The sequence below is a fragment of the Thermoanaerobacter ethanolicus JW 200 genome (assembly GCF_003722315.1).
GTDB lineage: Bacteria > Bacillota > Thermoanaerobacteria > Thermoanaerobacterales > Thermoanaerobacteraceae > Thermoanaerobacter > Thermoanaerobacter ethanolicus.
The window spans coordinates 136,015-152,630 of sequence record NZ_CP033580.1 but is presented as its reverse complement, the minus strand read 5'-3'; the positions used below and the strand labels follow the sequence as shown (position 1 = coordinate 152,630).

Genomic DNA, 16,616 nt, shown 5'->3' with positions numbered 1-16,616 from the left:
AGAAGTGGTGAATTATGGATAAAAAAACTGTTGTGGATATATTGAATGAGATTGGGCTTTTACTCGAGTTGAAAGGAGAAAATCCCTTTAAGGCAAGGGCTTATTACAATGCGGCTCGCACTATAGAAGTTCTTGATGAAGATATAGAGACCCTTGTGAAAGAAGATAGGTTAAAAGATGTAAAAGGCATAGGAGAAGCGTTAAATAAAAAGCTGACAGAGCTTATAACAACAGGAAGGCTTGAGTATTACGAAAAATTAAAGGAATCAGTGCCTCCGGGCCTCATAGAGATGTTAAAAATCCCGGGATTAGGCCCTAAAAAGATAAAGACATTGCATGAAAAACTGGGGATTACGACAATTGGCGAATTAGAATACGCCTGTGTTGAAAATAGGCTTGTGGACCTTCCTGGTTTTGGTGAAAAAACACAGAAGAAGATTTTTGAAGGAATACAGTTTATAAAGCAGTTTACAGGACAGCACCTATATTTTGAAGCCTATCAAGAAGCAGTCAAGCTTAAAGAGTATTTGGAAGGGACAGGGCTTACTATAAGATGTGAGATTGCGGGAAGTCTAATGCGCAAAAAGGAAATCGTAAAAGACATTGACATACTGGCTACTTCTGATAATCCCGAAAAACTTATGGACTTGTTTGCTTCCTATGAAGAGGTACGGGATGTGATAGCAAAAGGGGATACAAAGACAAGCGTAACACTAAACTCAGGAATAAATGCAGATTTAAGAGTAGTAAAAGATGAGGAATTCCCTTATGCTCTTCACCATTTTACAGGAAGTAAAGAACACAACACAGCTATGAGGCATAGAGCAAAAGAGATGGGCATAAAAATGAACGAATACGGGCTTTTTAAAGGGGATGTCCTTATTAAATGCAGCTCTGAAGAGGAAATTTTTAATAAACTTAATTTGTCTTATATTCCTCCAGAGCTTAGAGAGAACATGGGAGAAATTGAGGCGGCAGAAAGAGGAGAAATACCTGCCTTGATAGAAGAAAAAGATTTAAAAGGCGTATTTCATGTACACACTACTTATAGCGACGGTAGAAATTCTCTTGTTGATATGGTAGAGAGAGCGAGAAAGCTAGGATATAAATACATAGCAATTACTGACCACAGTAAATCTGCTTTTTATGCCGGTGGATTGGCAGAGGAAATGCTATTAAAACAGTGGGAAGAAATAGAAGAGTTAAACAAAAAATACGATGATATAGTCATATTTAAAGGTATTGAATCGGATATTTTGCCGGATGGGTCATTAGACTACGACGAAGAAATTTTAAAAAGATTCGATTTGGTTATAGCTTCTATACATTCTCATTTTAGAATGACTAAAGAAGAGATGACAAAAAGAGTGATAAACGCCATTAAAAATAAATACACAAAGATAATAGGCCATTTGACTGGAAGGCTTTTACTGGCAAGAGACAGCTATGAAATTGACGTCTATCAAGTAATTGACGCGGCAAAAGAATACGGCAAAATAATTGAGATAAATGCCAGCCCCTATAGATTAGACCTTGACTGGAGATATATAAAATATGCAAAAGATAAAGGTGTAAAATTTGCCATATGTCCGGATGCCCACAGTGTAGAAGGGTTGGAAGATGTAAAGTATGGCATTGGTATTGCAAGAAAGGGGTGGCTTGAAGCAAAAGATGTTGTAAATACTTATGAACTGGAGGCAGTGTTAGAGATTTTTTCTAATATGTAAAACCGCTTTTAATTTTATTAGCGGTTTTTTTATTTTATTTTTTTGAAAAGCTTTAAGAAATCTTGACATACTATTATGAGAAGAGTACAATATATTTTGTATCAGAAATATTTGAATACAAAATATTCGCATGCGAAATAATTTAAAATGCGGTGGTGAAAATGGAAGAGATAAACAGTGGATTGAAAATACTTAAGCTTTTAAAACAAATAATGAATATTATAAAGCATTCTATGAAATACGAGTGCAAAGATTTTGACATTACAGGACCACAAGGAATGCTTATGGGCATTTTAGCCCGTTATGGTGAAATGAAAGTAAGTGACTTAAGTCAGAGATTAGGGCTTTCCAATAGCACTGTTTCTGGCATTATTGACAGGTTAGAAAAGCAAGGCTTGGTAGAGAGGACGAGAAGCACTGAAGATAGAAGAGTTGTTTATGTCAGTGTGACTCCTAAGTTTAAAGATACTTTTCAAAAACATTTCAAAGAAGCTGAAGAGAAGTTTGAAAAATTAATAAGTAGAGCAAGCCCACAAGACCTTAATAAAATAATTGAAGGATTAGAAGCACTGAAAAAAATATTGGAAAAACAACATGATTTATAGTGAGGAAGTATAACAAAATTAAGTAAATAAGTTGAGGAAGTAGAAATTTAAAAAGAAGTAGTTCTCACAAAAGAAATCGAGGCAAATTTTTAGGAGGAGAAGGTGTTGGTATGGTAAAACTGGCGAAATATTTAAAACCCTATATTCTGTTGATTTTTTTAGCAGTGTTCTTTATATTTGTTCAAGCAATGAGTGATTTGTCATTGCCTGACTATATGTCCAAGATAGTTAACAATGGAATACAGCAAGGTGGCATAGTAAATGCAGTTCCTGAGGCTATAAGGAAAAGCGAAATGGATAAACTTTTGCTATTTGTTACACCTGAAGAAAAGGAAGAGATTTTAAAAGATTATACATTAGTAGACAAATCCAGTCCTGATTATGATAAATATGTAAAAAAATATCCTATTCTTTCAAAAGAGCCTGTATATGTCCTTAAAAGCGTAGATAAATCAGAAATTGACAAAATAAATTTACCTATGGGGAAAGCCTTTTTAGCTGTTACAGGTGTGGAAAAAGCTAAAGCCAGTGCAAAAAACGGAAGTATAGAATTTAATGGAAAGAAAATACCGGCAAATGTAGACCTCTTTGCTATGATGTCTCAACTGCCAGAAGAGCAACTTATTCAAATAAGAGATGAAATGAACAAAAAGTTTGCTTCTTTAGGTGACAATATGGTTATACAAGCTGCAACAATGGCTGTAAAAGAAGAATACAAGGCAATTGGCATAAATACAGACAAAATTCAAACTGATTACATTCTTCATACTGGCCTTATAATGCTATTGATAACTGGACTGAGTGCATTAAGCACTATTATGGTAGCATTTTTTGCATCAAAAGTGGCAGCTGGAGTAGCGAGAGATTTGAGAAGAGATTTATTTGCAAGAGTAGAGAGCTTCTCTAATGCTGAATTTGACAAATTTTCTACGGCTTCTTTGATAACAAGAACTACAAATGATATTACACAAATACAAATGCTTCTTGTAATTATGATAAGAATGGTGTTTTATGCGCCTATAATGGGTATAGGTGGTGTATTTAGAGCACTTAGCAAAAGTGTTTCAATGTCTTGGATTATAGCTTTAGCAGTAATAGTACTTTTAGGTATAATATCAGCATTGTACTCCATTGCGATGCCCAAGTTTATGCTAATGCAAAAATTGATTGATAGATTAAACTTAGTTACTCGTGAAAATTTGTCAGGAATAATGGTGGTAAGAGCTTTTAATAATCAAAAATTTGAAGAAGAGCGCTTTGACAAAGCTAATCAAGATATTACAAAAGTAGGGCTTTTTGTAAATCGTGCTATGGCATTTATATTTCCATCTATGATGCTTGTGATGAATGGAATTACTCTTTTGATAGTATGGGTAGGAGCTCACCAAATCCAAAATTCCAGCATGCAAGTTGGAGACATGATGGCATTTATGCAATACGCTATACAGATTATCTTTGCATTTTTGATGTTCTCAATGCTGTTTATAATGATACCAAGAGCATCAGTATCGGCAGAGCGTATTGCTGAGGTTTTGGCTACAGAGCCTTCTATAAAAGACCCAGAAAATCCAAAACAATTTAATGAAAATATGGCTGGAACTGTAGAATTTAGGAATGTATCTTTTAAATATCCAGGTGCTGAAGAATACGCTTTAAAGGATATAAACTTCAAGGTTTTGCCAGGGCAGACAGTAGGCATAATAGGAAGAACAGGTTCTGGAAAGAGTACCTTAGTGAATTTGATCTTGAGATTTTACGATGTGACAGAAGGACAGGTTTTGGTTGATGGTGTAGATGTAAGAGAGGTAAGGCAGGAAGATTTACGCAGCAGAATAGGATATGTACCCCAAAAAAGTTGGCTTTTCAGTGGTACAATTAAATCAAATTTGAAATACGGAAATGACCAGGCTACGGACGAGGAAGTAAAAGAAGCAGCAGAAATTGCACAAGCAATGGAATTTATAAATGAAAAGACCAAGAAATTTGATTCAGAGATTGCACAAGGAGGAACAAACGTTTCAGGAGGGCAAAAGCAGAGGCTTTCCATTGCTCGTGCTCTTGTTAAAAAGCCTGAAATATACATTTTTGATGAAAGTTTTTCAGCTCTTGACTTCAAAACAGAGTCAGCTTTAAGGAAAGCCTTAAGAGAAAGGCTAAAATCAAGCACTGTTATAATGGTGTCACAAAGGGTGTCAACTCTTTTGCATGCAGACCAAATAATAGTGCTTGAAGAAGGTAAAATTGTGGGCATAGGGAAACACAAAGACCTACTTAAAAACTGTCAAACTTACAGAGAAATAGCTTTATCACAGCTGTCGGAGGAGGAATTGGCATGAGTGAAAATAGAAGAATAGACCCCAAACAGATGCCCAGACTTCGCGGGCCAGGAATGGGAGGCGGTCCCCATGGCATGGTTCGCGGTGGAGAAAAAGCGCGAGATTTTAAAGGCACAATGAAAAAGTTGATAAAATATTTATCAGCTTATAAAATTTCTATAATAAGTGTATTTATATTAGCAGCTCTTAGTGCTTCCTTCTCCATTGCGGGTCCTAAAATACTCAGTAAAGCCATAACCAAAATTTTTGAAGGTGTAATGAATAAAATAACAGGGCAAGGCAGTGGCATAGACTTTGAATATGTAGGAAAGATAATTCTAATTCTCATAGGCTTATATGGTTTAAGTGCTTTATTCGGATACCTGCAAGGATGGATAATGTCTGGGGTTGCGATGAAAGTTACCTATAGATTTAGAAAAGAAATTTCTGAAAAAATTAACCGCCTGCCTTTGAAATATTTTGAAAGCACAAATCAAGGGGAAATATTGTCACGTATTACAAATGACGTGGATACAATTACTCAGACTCTCAATCAAAGCTTGACTCAGATAATCACTTCTGTGACGACAGTAGTAGGCGTTTTGATTATGATGTTTACCATAAACTGGCTTATGACTTTAGTGGCGCTTTTGATAATTCCTTTGTCTTCTTTGGTAATTGCCTTTATTGTCAAACATTCACAAATGTATTTTAGAGAGCAGCAGGATTATTTAGGGCATGTAAATGGTCATGTGGAGGAAGTATATGGAGGCCATAATATAGTAAAGGCTTTTAATGGAGAGAAAAAGAGCATTGAAAAGTTTGATGTATTAAATAACACTTTGTACGGAGCAGCTTGGAAGTCACAGTTTTTGACAGGTATTATGATGCCACTTATGAATGTAATAGGAAACTTGGGTTATGTGGCGGTTACAGTTTTGGGTAGTTGGTTGGTCATAAAAAATGCAATAGAAGTGGGGGATATTCAGGCGTTTATACAGTACATCCGATCTTTTACACAGCCTATTGCTCAGATTGCAAATATTTCCAATATACTGCAACAAACTGCTGCCTGTGCAGAAAGAGTATTTGAGTTTTTGGAGGAAGAAGAGGAAGTTCCAGATAATCCACAGCCTGTAAAAATTGAAGATATAAAAGGGAATGTGGAGTTTAGAAATGTTCGTTTTGGATATAGACCTGATAAAATGGTGATAAATAACTTTTCTGCTTCTATTAAGGCAGGACAAAAAGTTGCAATTGTCGGTCCTACTGGTGCAGGAAAGACTACTATAGTGAAACTTTTAATGCGCTTTTACGATGTGAATGAAGGAGCTATTTTGATTGACGGGCATGATATAAGAGATTTTACGAGAGAAGATTTGCGTTCACTTTTTGGCATGGTGCTTCAGGATACTTGGCTTTACAATGGTACTATTATGGACAATATAAGATATGGCCGTCTCGATGCTACTGATGAGGAAGTTATAAAAGCTGCTAAGGCAGCTCATGTTGACAGTTTTGTAAGGACATTGCCAGGGGGCTATAACATGGTATTAAATGAAGAGACCACAAATATTTCTCAAGGGCAAAAGCAGTTACTAACTATAGCAAGAGCTATTTTGAAAGATCCCAAAATTCTCATACTCGATGAGGCTACAAGCTCTGTAGATACCCTTACAGAAATACAAATACAAAAAGCGATGGATTACCTTATGAAAGGACGCACAAGCTTTATAATCGCTCATAGGCTTTCTACGATAAGGGATGCTGACTTGATACTTGTCATGAACCATGGAGATATTATAGAGCAAGGTACCCACGAAGAGCTTCTTAAAAAAGGCGGTTTTTATGCAAGTCTCTATAACAGTCAGTTTGAAAAAGAGGAAGAGATGGCAAGTTAATACCATTTGATGTGTGTGCAAAACGTCAGCAACCTACAAAGCTTGGCCATCCGCATTTGATAATTATTCTTGACACAGACTACAGAAAATGATAAATTAAAGGTGAAAACAAAATAGGTGGTTATGTCCGCTGGGGGAGCCTTAATGGCTGAGATGGCATTGATGCCAAACCCTTGGAACCTGATGAGGGTAATGCCTCCGTAGGGAATGCGGCTCAAAAATACCGCATTTCGCGGTATTTTTTTCAGCGAACATAGCCTCTAAATATCATGGAGGTGTTTTTTATTATGTCCTACATTATAAGTATATTTTCTGATTTTGCCAAAATAAAACCAGTGACCTTATCAGTTATATTGGCAATTTTATTGGCAGCTTTTCTTTTATATCTGATGCGAAGAAGTGTCAAATTTGACACAAAGATGCTTGTCTACGGAGCACTTTCAATCGCTATTTCTTTTGTGCTGTCATATATAAGGTTTTACCATTGGCCACAGGGTGGTTCCATAACGCCTGCCAGCATGCTTCCACTTTTTATATTTGCGTATTATTATGGACCAGGTCCTGGTGTGATTGTTGGCATGGCATATGGACTTTTGCAACTTATTCAAGACCCCTTTATAGTCCAATGGGTGCAAGTACTTCTCGACTATCCTTTGGCTTTTGGTGCATTAGGACTTGCTGGCTTTTTTAGAAAAAACCTGAGTTTGGGAATTTTAGTCGGCGGATTTGGACGATTTTTCTCTCACTTTTTATCCGGAGTATTCTTTTTTGCAAGCTATGCGCCAAAAGGAATGAGTCCTATAGTTTATTCACTTTTAGTTAATGGAAGCATAATAGGTGTAGAAGTGGCAATATGTTTTGCAGTTTCACTAATTCCTCAAGTTAGAAATGCTATCGAGGAAATTAAAAAGAAAGCAATTGCTTAAAGGGGTATTTCCCCTTTTTTATTTTTTTTCAATGGATAGCCAAAATAATGGTATAATATTTTGTAAGAAAAAATTTAACATAAAATTAACATCCCTATAATGTTTTTTTAATGTTATCATAAGATAATTTAATCAAAGGTTATGGGAAAGCCCATGGATAAATAGGAACAGGCCATAAAAGAGTAGCAAAGGCTGTTGAAAAAGCTTTTGAAAAGTACGATAATGTATATATAATTGTAGATATAAAGAATATAAAATCCTTTTGAAAGTTAAGAGAATTGTTGTTTGAAAACCTTGATAAACTTAAGTATATGAAAAAAGAATGGAAGAATTGGTTTATAAAAATTCCGCTGATAGAGTGTGTGAAATTGTGCTGAAAAATTTCGATGAAAGCATTAGTGAAATGAGATTATAGGGAGGGGATTTTGCTGATGCAAATAAAAAGAGTGCTTCTTGACAAAGACAAAAACATTTTTTTCTATATAAACAAAAGAATAAAATGTAATATATTGGACAAAATAATGCCTAAAATAACTCATATAGGAGGTCCTTTTTTTACAATATTTTCTTGCTTATCTTTAATATTTTTCGGAAAAAACAATGTGAAAGCCTCTGCTTTAGAAGCTTTAACTGCTCTTGTAAGCAGCCATTTGTTTGTTCAGCTCTTAAAAAGAAAATATACAAGACCAAGGCCTTATATGGTATTAGCTAATACAAATACTTTTAAACATCTTTTAAAAGATTATTCTTTTCCTTCAGGTCACGCTACTGCCAGTTTTTCACTTGCTATGACTTTTTCAATGTTTTTTCCAAGCCTTGCACTGTTCTTTATTTCGCTGGCAGTACTTGTAGGGATTTCAAGGATATACATTGGACTGCATTATCCTTCAGATGTATTAATGGGCTCAACGATAGGTATTACTTTTTCTTATCTAACCCATTTTATAGCTACAAAGTTGTTTTTGTAAAAAATTTTTCAAAATAGATTGACAGATTGTAAATAGAAGAATATAATGTAGAAGGGCACAAGTTAATACAATCGTTAGGTGAGGCTCCTATACAGATATACGCTGCTGCCCGGAAACATCGAGAGATGCTAACGGGTCAACAAGTATTACCGAATTAAGGTTTTACTTAATGCAGCTGGAGGATGCTCCAAAGCTGTATAGTGCCAAAGCTCAACGAATTGAAATGTTAAAAAACCTCTTTCATTCGTTGAGAGGTTTTTTAATTTGCGAAAAAACGGAGGTGAGAAGAATGGACGGTGGAGGTAGTAGTAAAAGCTATAAAGGTATATGTAATATGACATTGAAGAAGGATGGGCATAGTTTGAGGCCACGTCCATTCTTCTCACACGTGGCCTTTTCAATAAATTTTGCTATTTCTTAAAATGCCTATTTATCCCTTCTTTTGATGTCCTATTACATATACCTCCAAAACAATTCCTTTTAATTCCATCGTCTAAGTGCGAAAGTTTTTCACAAAAAAACAAATACTGTAACTGTAAGGTTGCAAAAGACTCAGCAGCCTTAGTCTATTATTGTGTTTTGGAGGTGTATGGAAATGATCAAAATCGCAAAGAAAAATGGATTCACAGATACGATACTTACCCAATTAATTGAGTTTGCGAAAAAAGATGTAGATGAAGTTTTGGCACAATTAGGCACAGATAGAGAAGGTTTGACTTCTGAGGAAGCAGAAGATAGACTTGAAATGTATGGTTTAAATGAAGTAGCCCATGAAAAACCAGCTCCTTGGTATATTCAATTGATTAAAGCTTTTATTAATCCCTTCATAGGTATATTGGTATTTTTGGCAATTGTGTCATATATAACTGATGTACTTTTTACTGCACCTCAAGACAGAGATTGGAGCACCATAATTATTATCTCTATAATGGTAACGGTTAGTGGACTGCTTCGCTTTGTTCAAGAGTACCGCTCCAATATAGAAGCGGAAAAATTGAAAGCCCTTGTTCACACGACTGCTGCAGTTATTCGCAAAGATACAGGTGAGAGAGAAATAAAAATGGAAGAAATAGTACCTGGTGATATAATACATTTGGCAGCAGGAGATATGGTACCTGCAGATGTTAGGGTTATTACTTCCAAGGACTTATTCATAAACCAAGCGACCTTGTCAGGAGAATCTGAACCAGTTGAGAAATATCCGGATTTAAAAGAAGAAAAAAGGAAAGCTAAGGATTTAAACCTCTCAGACTTAGAAAATATATGCTTTATGGGTACCAATGTAGTAAGTGGCTCTGCTATTGCTGTAGTTCTTTCAACAGGTGACCGTACTTATTTTGGTTCAATGGCAAAGTCCCTTGTAGGGCATAGGGCAATGACAAGTTTTGAAAAGGGTATTAACAATGTCAGCAAAGTGCTTATCAAGTTTATGGCAGTTATGTTTCCAATTGTTTTTGTGATAAATGGCCTTACAAAGGGTAATTGGTTGGATGCATTGCTTTTTGCCTTGGCTGTAGCTGTTGGACTTACTCCCGAAATGCTTCCAATGATAGTCACTACAAACCTTGCTAAAGGTGCTGTGACAATGGCAAAACATAAGACAATTGTCAAGAGATTAGATGCTATTCAAAATTTCGGAGCAATGGATATACTTTGTACTGATAAGACTGGCACTTTGACATTAAACAAAATAGTTGTAGAAAAACATCTTGATATACATGGAAATGAAGATGACAGAGTTTTAAGACATGCATATCTTAACAGTTATTATCAAACAGGTCTAAGGAACTTGATGGATGTAGCTATTTTAGAGTATGGAGTTGAAAAGGGCTTTAATGGTTTAGATAAAATATACAAAAAAGTTGATGAGATACCCTTTGATTTTGTAAGGCGAAGAATGTCTGTAGTTTTAGAGAGCGAAGGTGGGAAAAGGCAGCTTGTAACGAAAGGCGCCGTTGAAGAAGTGCTTTCCATCTGCGAATACGCTGAGTACAAAGGTGAAGTTGTTCCTTTGACAGATGAAATACGCCAAGAAGTAAGAGAAATGGTAAGAAAATTAAATGAAGACGGAATGAGGGTGCTTGCCGTAGCTCAAAAAAATGATGTTCCACCAGAGGGAGTTTTCAGTGTGGCGGATGAAAGTAAGATGGTTCTCATGGGTTATATAGGTTTTCTAGACCCGCCAAAAGAATCTGCACCTTATGCGATAAAAGCCTTAAAAGAACATGGAGTAGATGTAAAAATTCTTACTGGTGACAATGAAATAGTGACAAAGAAAATCTGTAAAGAAGTGGGGATTGCTGTAGAGAATATTCTATTAGGAAATGAAATAGAGAATATGACAGATGAAGAATTAGCAGAAGTAGCAGAAAAGACGACAATTTTTGCAAAACTTTCTCCTATGCAAAAATCGAGAATAATAAAGGCTTTACAAAGCAAAGGCCACATTGTTGGATATATGGGGGACGGTATCAATGATGCGTCTGCACTAAGAGAAGCCGATGTTGGAATTTCTGTTGACTCTGCAGTAGATATTGCAAAAGAATCAGCAGATATAATACTTTTAGAAAAAAGTCTTACGGTATTAGAAGAGGGAGTTGTAGAAGGACGCAGAATTTTTGGAAATATTATGAAATACATTGCAATTACATCGAGTTCTAATTTTGGTAATGTATTTTCAGTTTTAGTAGCAAGTGCATTTTTGCCTTTTTTGCCAATGCAGCCATTGCAACTTCTTTTCCTTAATTTAACTTATGATTTGTCAATGACATCAGTGCCTTGGGATACAATGGATAAAGAGTATATACAAAAGCCAAGAAAATGGGATGCTGCAAATATAGGCAATTTCATGGTATGGTTTGGACCTACTAGTTCAATTTTTGATATAACCACTTATGCTTTGATGTTTTTTGTAATTGGTCCGTTGGTTATAGGTGGCTCTTACTTCTTGTTGCCTGAAGCACTTAAACTCCAATTTGTTTCACTTTTCCAAACAGGCTGGTTTGTAGAAAGCTTATGGACACAAACAATGGTAGTTCATATGCTTAGAACCGAGAAGATTCCTTTTATACAAAGCATTGCTTCATGGCCGCTATTACTTTTTACATCTACAGCTGTTACAGTAGGAACGATTGTTCCATTTACCTCCTTTGGAAAAGACCTTGGAATGATGCCATTGCCAGGAATATACTTCTTATTCTTAGCAGCTACCCTCCTTGCATACTTGACTTTGGCGCAATACGTTAAAACGAGATTTGTAAAAAGATTTGGAAGTTTGCTGTAATTTTGGACAATAGATTAGCCAAGTCAGACAAAGGGGACGGTTCCCTTTGTCTGAAATTTAAAAAGCCTGGACAGAAAGCACTGTCTGGGCTTTTTTACAAATTTGTGAAAACAAGAGAATATCCTACTGAGATGGAAATTAAATTAAGGAAGTAATTTGACATAATAATAGAATTAAAGTAAAATGGTGCCATGGGATACAAAATCATTATAACTACCAGTGGAATTATAAGAGCTAATAGATACCTGTAATTTACTGAGTATTTGCCTTCTTTTAAAGGATCTAATCAAAGGGGGAATTAGATGAAAAAAAGAGTAATATTTTTATTGGTCTTGGTTGCCATTTTAGCTTCGGCTATGATCCTTTTTGCAAAATTTTCATTATCCGAAAAATCTAGTAGAGAAAAAATAGTTGTAACTCCAGACATATTTGGAAGAGTGAAATTGAATGGCGGGTATATAGGCTTATCTTACGACTTTTCTCAAGTGAAGATGTTAAAAATAGGTGATGATAGAATTGAAGTTATAGATAAAAAAACAGGAAAGCTATTAGATGCCTATGGTGAAGAAATCAAATCTTTGGATAATGGTAGGAGCCAATATATAGTATATCGTGAAAAAGAAAATGATTTTGGAATTCTGCGATTGTATACAATTTTTGAAACCCAAGAAGAAAATGGGAATAAAGAAATTGGCAAAGTAGTAGGTAAGTATTGGGATATAATGTCGCGAAGTGGTTGGTATATAGAAAATCAGCATGTAGTTACTATTTCTACAACGGGGAATTTTCCTACTACAGAAATAGAAACGGGTGGCACAGTTACTATTGTTAAAAATAGGGTATATAGAGATATAAATTCGCTTTTTTTGAAAAAAAACTATGAATTTATAAGAAAAAATATTGATTTGGGGTATCGTTATAGTTTGTATTAAAAAATATGACTTTACTCCCTATTCTATTGTGGTATATAGAACAAGTGAGGGCTTTTTTAATAAAAGAAAGCCCTCAGAGGAATTTGCAAAAAAATATTGGCCACTATTAGGAATAGACAATGCTACTTAACAAAAGCTTATCAATAAAATTAAAAAAGGGGAAATATTAGATGCTTACCGTTCGGTAATGAAACTCTTAACCATTAGGAAAATGATGTTAAAATTTTTCAATGGTAAGTTTATCTAAAACTATATCTGCTACAAAAACTTTATATTACCAAAAGTGTTTAAGGTTATTGAATTGATACATAAAAAATGATATCATATATAGTACTAAATGAATAAAGCAATTTATTATGGCTATATTTAATATTACGGAGGATTTTCATGAGCCAGATTAAAAAACTGTATAAAAAAATAAAAGAAAATCCTAAAAATGTTAGATTCGAAGAAATAGATAAAATTTTAAAATATTTTGGATTTGAAGCTCGAGAGCCAGGAAGTGGTTCAAGTCATATAACTTATTCTCATGCTGACCTAGAAGACATATTAACTATTCCAAAAGGAAGGCCTCACATTAAGGCGGTTTATGTAAAAAAGGCTTTGAAGCTTATTGAATTGCTTGATGTTAAATTTGAAGATGAGGAGGAATAATAATGCCAAATGAGTTAAACTACAGAGTTGAAATTGTTAAGCTTTCTGAAGAAGATGGAGGTGGTTATTTGGCTATTGTACCAAGATTGCATGGTTGTATAAGTGATGGAGAAACCCCAGAAGACGCATTAAAAAATGTTCAGGATGCAATAAAATGTTGGATTAAAACAGCCAAAGAAAAGGGAAAGAAAATTCCTCCAGAAGAAGAGTATAGGGAAGAAAGCGAACATAGTGGTAAACTTCTTTTAAGAATTCCTAAGAGCATGCACAAAACACTTTCAGAAATGGCTGAAGAGGAAGGGGTAAGTTTAAATAATTTAATTCAAAATCTACTCTCATTTGCCATTGGTTATAAAAGAGCAAAAAAAGATATAAGCAGTGATTATAGACCAGCATTTAATGACATAATAATTGAGTCGTTAATAGGAAAATGGAAAAAGGTAGATAATGTAGAATTGGTAAATTAATAATGAAGGTGGTATCATGCCTAAAAAGAGAACAAATATTATTAAAAAGATAGAAAAAAGCAACATTAAACTTAATAGAATTATAGCTGAAAGTCTGCCATATACTATGATATCAGATGGAAAAGGCGTAAAATTAAAAGAAAAATTTGATTATGAAATTATAGGTATTAACAACAATGAAGCTGAAATCAAGTTGAGTGCAGAAATAGGATTTGATCCACAAAAGATATTTAATATTAAGATCGAATTGATTGGTACTTTTCATTTTAGTGAAGTAATTACAGAAGACAAAATTAAAGAAAATATTTCAGACCTTTTGAATTTTATGGCTAGTGAAATGAGCTTTATTGTTAGTTTTATTACTGATAAAATGTTTGGTAAGCCATATATTTTCCCTCCAATAGTCGAGTTGAAAGAATAAAAATGTTATAGACAAGTAGACAATAGACAACAGACAAGGGGACGGTTCTTTTGTCTGCAGACAAAAGAACCGTCCGAAATTGATGAAAAAGCCCTGTTTTTACGCCGCTATTGCGGTTAATTTTGCTTGCATAGTATTTGCAATAAGAGACAACCATATTCCTCATTCCTTTAAATATGTATATAAAAGTGCAGGTATTTCACGTAAAAAACCATAAGCTTCATCACTTAACATATATCTTTTTATAAAAACTCCTGAAAAACTCGCATTTATATCAATACGCTTTGCTATTACACTTGCCCTTTTTAAATGAAATTTATTTGAAATAATTATTGCTGTTTTTAATGAATTTTTATCCATAATTTCCTTGGAAAAAAGTAAATTCTCATATGTAGAAAAAGATTTATCATCAGTTAAAATAATCTTTTCAGGTATGCCATTTTTTAAAAGATATTCTTTCCCTGCCTCAGCTTCCGAAATATTCTCTCCAGGACCTTTCCCTCCAGATACTATTATATACTTACCATACCCTTCTTTATAAAGTCTCAAAGCCTCATCAAGCCTTTCTTTGAAAAAAGGACTTGGCGTCTTTCCATATACTGCACAGCCTAAAACTATTATCACATCAGATTTTTTTGGTTTTTCATAAAGTGCAAAAGAAATTATCTGATATTCTAATGTTATTACCACTGTAACAAAAATTACTATTAAAATCCCTATAAACCTCAATAATAATTTCATTAAACTTTCCTCCAGAAAATTATTATAATAAAACCCTTTATATCATTATACAACATATATCCTATTACTAAAACAATTCTTCACAATACACTTATAAATAACCAGTTTTTGATAAAATAAAATTATGAACTTTTTACTTAGTCACGCGTTTAATTTGTAGAAGGGTGGGCAGGTGATGGAAGAGAAAGAACTAATATATAAAGCAAAAAATGGTAATAAATATGCTCTAAATGAGTTACTCTCCCAAAACTATAATACTTTATTAGGATATTGCATTAAAATGACAGGTAATCCGATGCTTGCCCAGGATATAGTACAGGAAACAATGCTCAAAGCTATTTTAAATATTAAAAATTTTACTCCTGAAGTCAAGTTCTCAACATGGCTTTTAAAAATCGCAACTAATACATTTAAAGATTATTTAAGAAAACACAAAAATATTGAACTTGTAGAAGAAATATTTTCAAATACTGAAGAAGATGTAGAAGAGACCGCTATGACAAATATTCAATACAGCGAACTAATGAATATTTTAATGAAACTGCCTTATGAGAAAAGAGCAGTATTCATTTTAAAACACTATTATGGATATAAATACCAAGAAATTGCGAAAATAATGGACTGCCCTGTTGGCACAGTACGGTCACGTTTACACAATGCTATAAAAGAAATAATGTCAGAAATGGGAAGAAGGGGTATATTGTGAAAAGAGAATGTAAAAAAATACAAGACAAAATAATTGATATTCACTACAATGAACTTAGTGACAATACAGAAGTAATTTCACATATTGAAAATTGCAGTGACTGTTATACATTCAAAAAAAATTTAAAACTAACATTAAATTACATGGATACCTTAGATATTGATATGTCAGACTTGCAAGTAAATATCGCAGAAATTATAGAAAAGGCAGAGCAAATAAGAAATAAACGAAAAGATAGACTTGAATTGCTTATTTTTATAACCACATCAATAATTTTCTTAATATCATCAGTATTATTTATGGCAAATTTGGATGTTAGGTTGCTCCTATACACGCAAATTTTCCTTTATTTCAATCTGCCATTAATCTTAATACCCTTTTACAAATTAAAGACTTCAAGGAGATGATAAAATGTCCAAAAACACATTAATTTTAATAATTGTAATACCCCTATTATTTCTTCAAGCTTTATGGATTTTTATGGATGCAAAAAAACGTGGTGAAAAATACTACTGGGCATGGGGGATTTTTGGACTCCTAAATATACCTACCTCTTTAATCATATACCTTTTTGTAACAAGGTATGGATATCTTAAATGTCCTAATTGTGGGAAAACAGTAAGAAATGATTACAAATTCTGTCCTTATTGTGGTACTTCTTTAAAGAAAACATGTCCAAAATGTGGAGCTGAAATAAAAGATGATTGGAAATACTGTCCTGAATGTTCAACAAAATTAAAATAATCTGAGGAGGTCTAAATTAATGATTGATAAATTAAGCAATCCTGAATTAATAAAACTACTTCTTCCTTTAGCTATAATCCAGTTAGGACTTACTGTATTTTCAATTTACAGACTTTCAAAAGACAAAGTTAAATATCTTCCAAAATGGGCATGGTTTTTAATTATAATCTTTGGAGAAATATTAGGTTGCTTGATATTTTTAACTATAGGCAGGGAGAGAGAATAA

General features: G+C 33.9%; 16 protein-coding genes and 2 riboswitches. Of the genes, 15 read left to right on the top strand and 1 reads right to left on the bottom strand.

Translation table 11 applies throughout. The features are described from left to right. Nucleotides 1-14: 14 nt before the first annotated feature. The 11 genes from polX to EB239_RS00825 all read left to right on the top strand — a co-directional run bounded on the left by polX (nucleotide 15) and on the right by EB239_RS00825 (nucleotide 14,199). Nucleotides 15-1,727, top strand: a complete 1,713-nt coding sequence (gene polX, locus EB239_RS00875; RefSeq protein ID WP_003869667.1) for a DNA polymerase/3'-5' exonuclease PolX — start codon at nucleotides 15-17, stop codon at nucleotides 1,725-1,727. Nucleotides 1,728-1,888: 161 nt separating this feature from the next. Further along, the gene (locus EB239_RS00870; protein WP_003869668.1) at nucleotides 1,889-2,332 is read left to right on the top strand and encodes a MarR family winged helix-turn-helix transcriptional regulator; all 444 of its coding nucleotides are present in this window, start codon (nucleotides 1,889-1,891) and stop codon (nucleotides 2,330-2,332) included. A 110-nt stretch (nucleotides 2,333-2,442) separates the two neighbouring features. Beyond that, on the top strand, nucleotides 2,443-4,668 hold the full coding sequence (locus EB239_RS00865) for an ABC transporter ATP-binding protein (protein ID WP_003869669.1): 2,226 nt from the start codon (nucleotides 2,443-2,445) through the stop codon (nucleotides 4,666-4,668). Then, nucleotides 4,665-6,548: an ABC transporter ATP-binding protein gene (locus EB239_RS00860; protein ID WP_003869670.1), complete on the top strand. Its 1,884-nt coding sequence runs from the start codon at nucleotides 4,665-4,667 to the stop codon at nucleotides 6,546-6,548. The genes EB239_RS00865 and EB239_RS00860 overlap by 4 nt, the downstream gene beginning before the upstream one ends. Nucleotides 6,549-6,670: 122 nt before the next feature. Next, nucleotides 6,671-6,773, top strand: a riboswitch (TPP riboswitch). A 62-nt stretch (nucleotides 6,774-6,835) separates the two neighbouring features. Continuing rightward, a complete protein-coding gene (thiT, locus tag EB239_RS00855; protein ID WP_003869671.1) occupies nucleotides 6,836-7,474 on the top strand; it encodes an energy-coupled thiamine transporter ThiT in 639 nt (212 codons plus the stop codon). Between the two features lie 431 nt (nucleotides 7,475-7,905). Then, a complete protein-coding gene (locus EB239_RS00850; protein ID WP_003869672.1) occupies nucleotides 7,906-8,442 on the top strand; it encodes a phosphatase PAP2 family protein in 537 nt (178 codons plus the stop codon). A 63-nt stretch (nucleotides 8,443-8,505) separates the two neighbouring features. Further along, nucleotides 8,506-8,673: riboswitch (M-box (ykoK) riboswitch) on the top strand. 364 nt (nucleotides 8,674-9,037) lie between these two features. Beyond that, on the top strand, nucleotides 9,038-11,725 hold the full coding sequence (gene mgtA / locus EB239_RS00845) for a magnesium-translocating P-type ATPase (RefSeq protein WP_003869673.1): 2,688 nt from the start codon (nucleotides 9,038-9,040) through the stop codon (nucleotides 11,723-11,725). A 302-nt stretch (nucleotides 11,726-12,027) separates the two neighbouring features. Further along, nucleotides 12,028-12,657: a hypothetical protein gene (locus EB239_RS00840; RefSeq protein ID WP_003869674.1), complete on the top strand. Its 630-nt coding sequence runs from the start codon at nucleotides 12,028-12,030 to the stop codon at nucleotides 12,655-12,657. A 387-nt stretch (nucleotides 12,658-13,044) separates the two neighbouring features. Next, a complete protein-coding gene (locus EB239_RS00835; RefSeq protein WP_003869675.1) occupies nucleotides 13,045-13,311 on the top strand; it encodes a type II toxin-antitoxin system HicA family toxin in 267 nt (88 codons plus the stop codon). 2 nt (nucleotides 13,312-13,313) lie between these two features. Then, nucleotides 13,314-13,778 (top strand): type II toxin-antitoxin system HicB family antitoxin, encoded by a 465-nt coding sequence (locus EB239_RS00830; RefSeq protein WP_003869676.1) that lies wholly within the window; start codon nucleotides 13,314-13,316, stop codon nucleotides 13,776-13,778. A gap of 16 nt (nucleotides 13,779-13,794) precedes the next feature. Further along, the gene (locus tag EB239_RS00825; protein WP_003869677.1) at nucleotides 13,795-14,199 is read left to right on the top strand and encodes a hypothetical protein; all 405 of its coding nucleotides are present in this window, start codon (nucleotides 13,795-13,797) and stop codon (nucleotides 14,197-14,199) included. A gap of 162 nt (nucleotides 14,200-14,361) precedes the next feature. Here the strand turns inward: EB239_RS00825 and EB239_RS00820 are convergent, their stop codons facing one another. After that, nucleotides 14,362-14,940, bottom strand: a complete 579-nt coding sequence (locus tag EB239_RS00820) for a YdcF family protein (protein ID WP_003869678.1) — start codon at nucleotides 14,938-14,940, stop codon at nucleotides 14,362-14,364. Nucleotides 14,941-15,115: 175 nt separating this feature from the next. Here EB239_RS00820 and sigY point away from each other — a divergent pair, with 175 nt between their 5' ends. Genes sigY through EB239_RS00800 form a run of 4 tightly spaced genes read left to right on the top strand, consistent with a single transcriptional unit; the run spans nucleotide 15,116 to nucleotide 16,616 of the window. Next, entirely contained in the window at nucleotides 15,116-15,646 is a 531-nt protein-coding gene (gene sigY / locus EB239_RS00815; protein ID WP_003869679.1) for an RNA polymerase sigma factor SigY, read from the top strand. Continuing rightward, nucleotides 15,643-16,053, top strand: coding sequence for a zf-HC2 domain-containing protein (locus EB239_RS00810; protein ID WP_003869680.1), 411 nt, complete (start codon nucleotides 15,643-15,645; stop codon nucleotides 16,051-16,053). The genes sigY and EB239_RS00810 overlap by 4 nt, the downstream gene beginning before the upstream one ends. 4 nt (nucleotides 16,054-16,057) lie before the next feature. After that, nucleotides 16,058-16,390 (top strand): zinc ribbon domain-containing protein, encoded by a 333-nt coding sequence (locus tag EB239_RS00805; protein ID WP_003868124.1) that lies wholly within the window; start codon nucleotides 16,058-16,060, stop codon nucleotides 16,388-16,390. A 19-nt stretch (nucleotides 16,391-16,409) separates the two neighbouring features. Continuing rightward, nucleotides 16,410-16,616 (top strand): PLDc N-terminal domain-containing protein, encoded by a 207-nt coding sequence (locus EB239_RS00800; RefSeq protein ID WP_003868125.1) that lies wholly within the window; start codon nucleotides 16,410-16,412, stop codon nucleotides 16,614-16,616.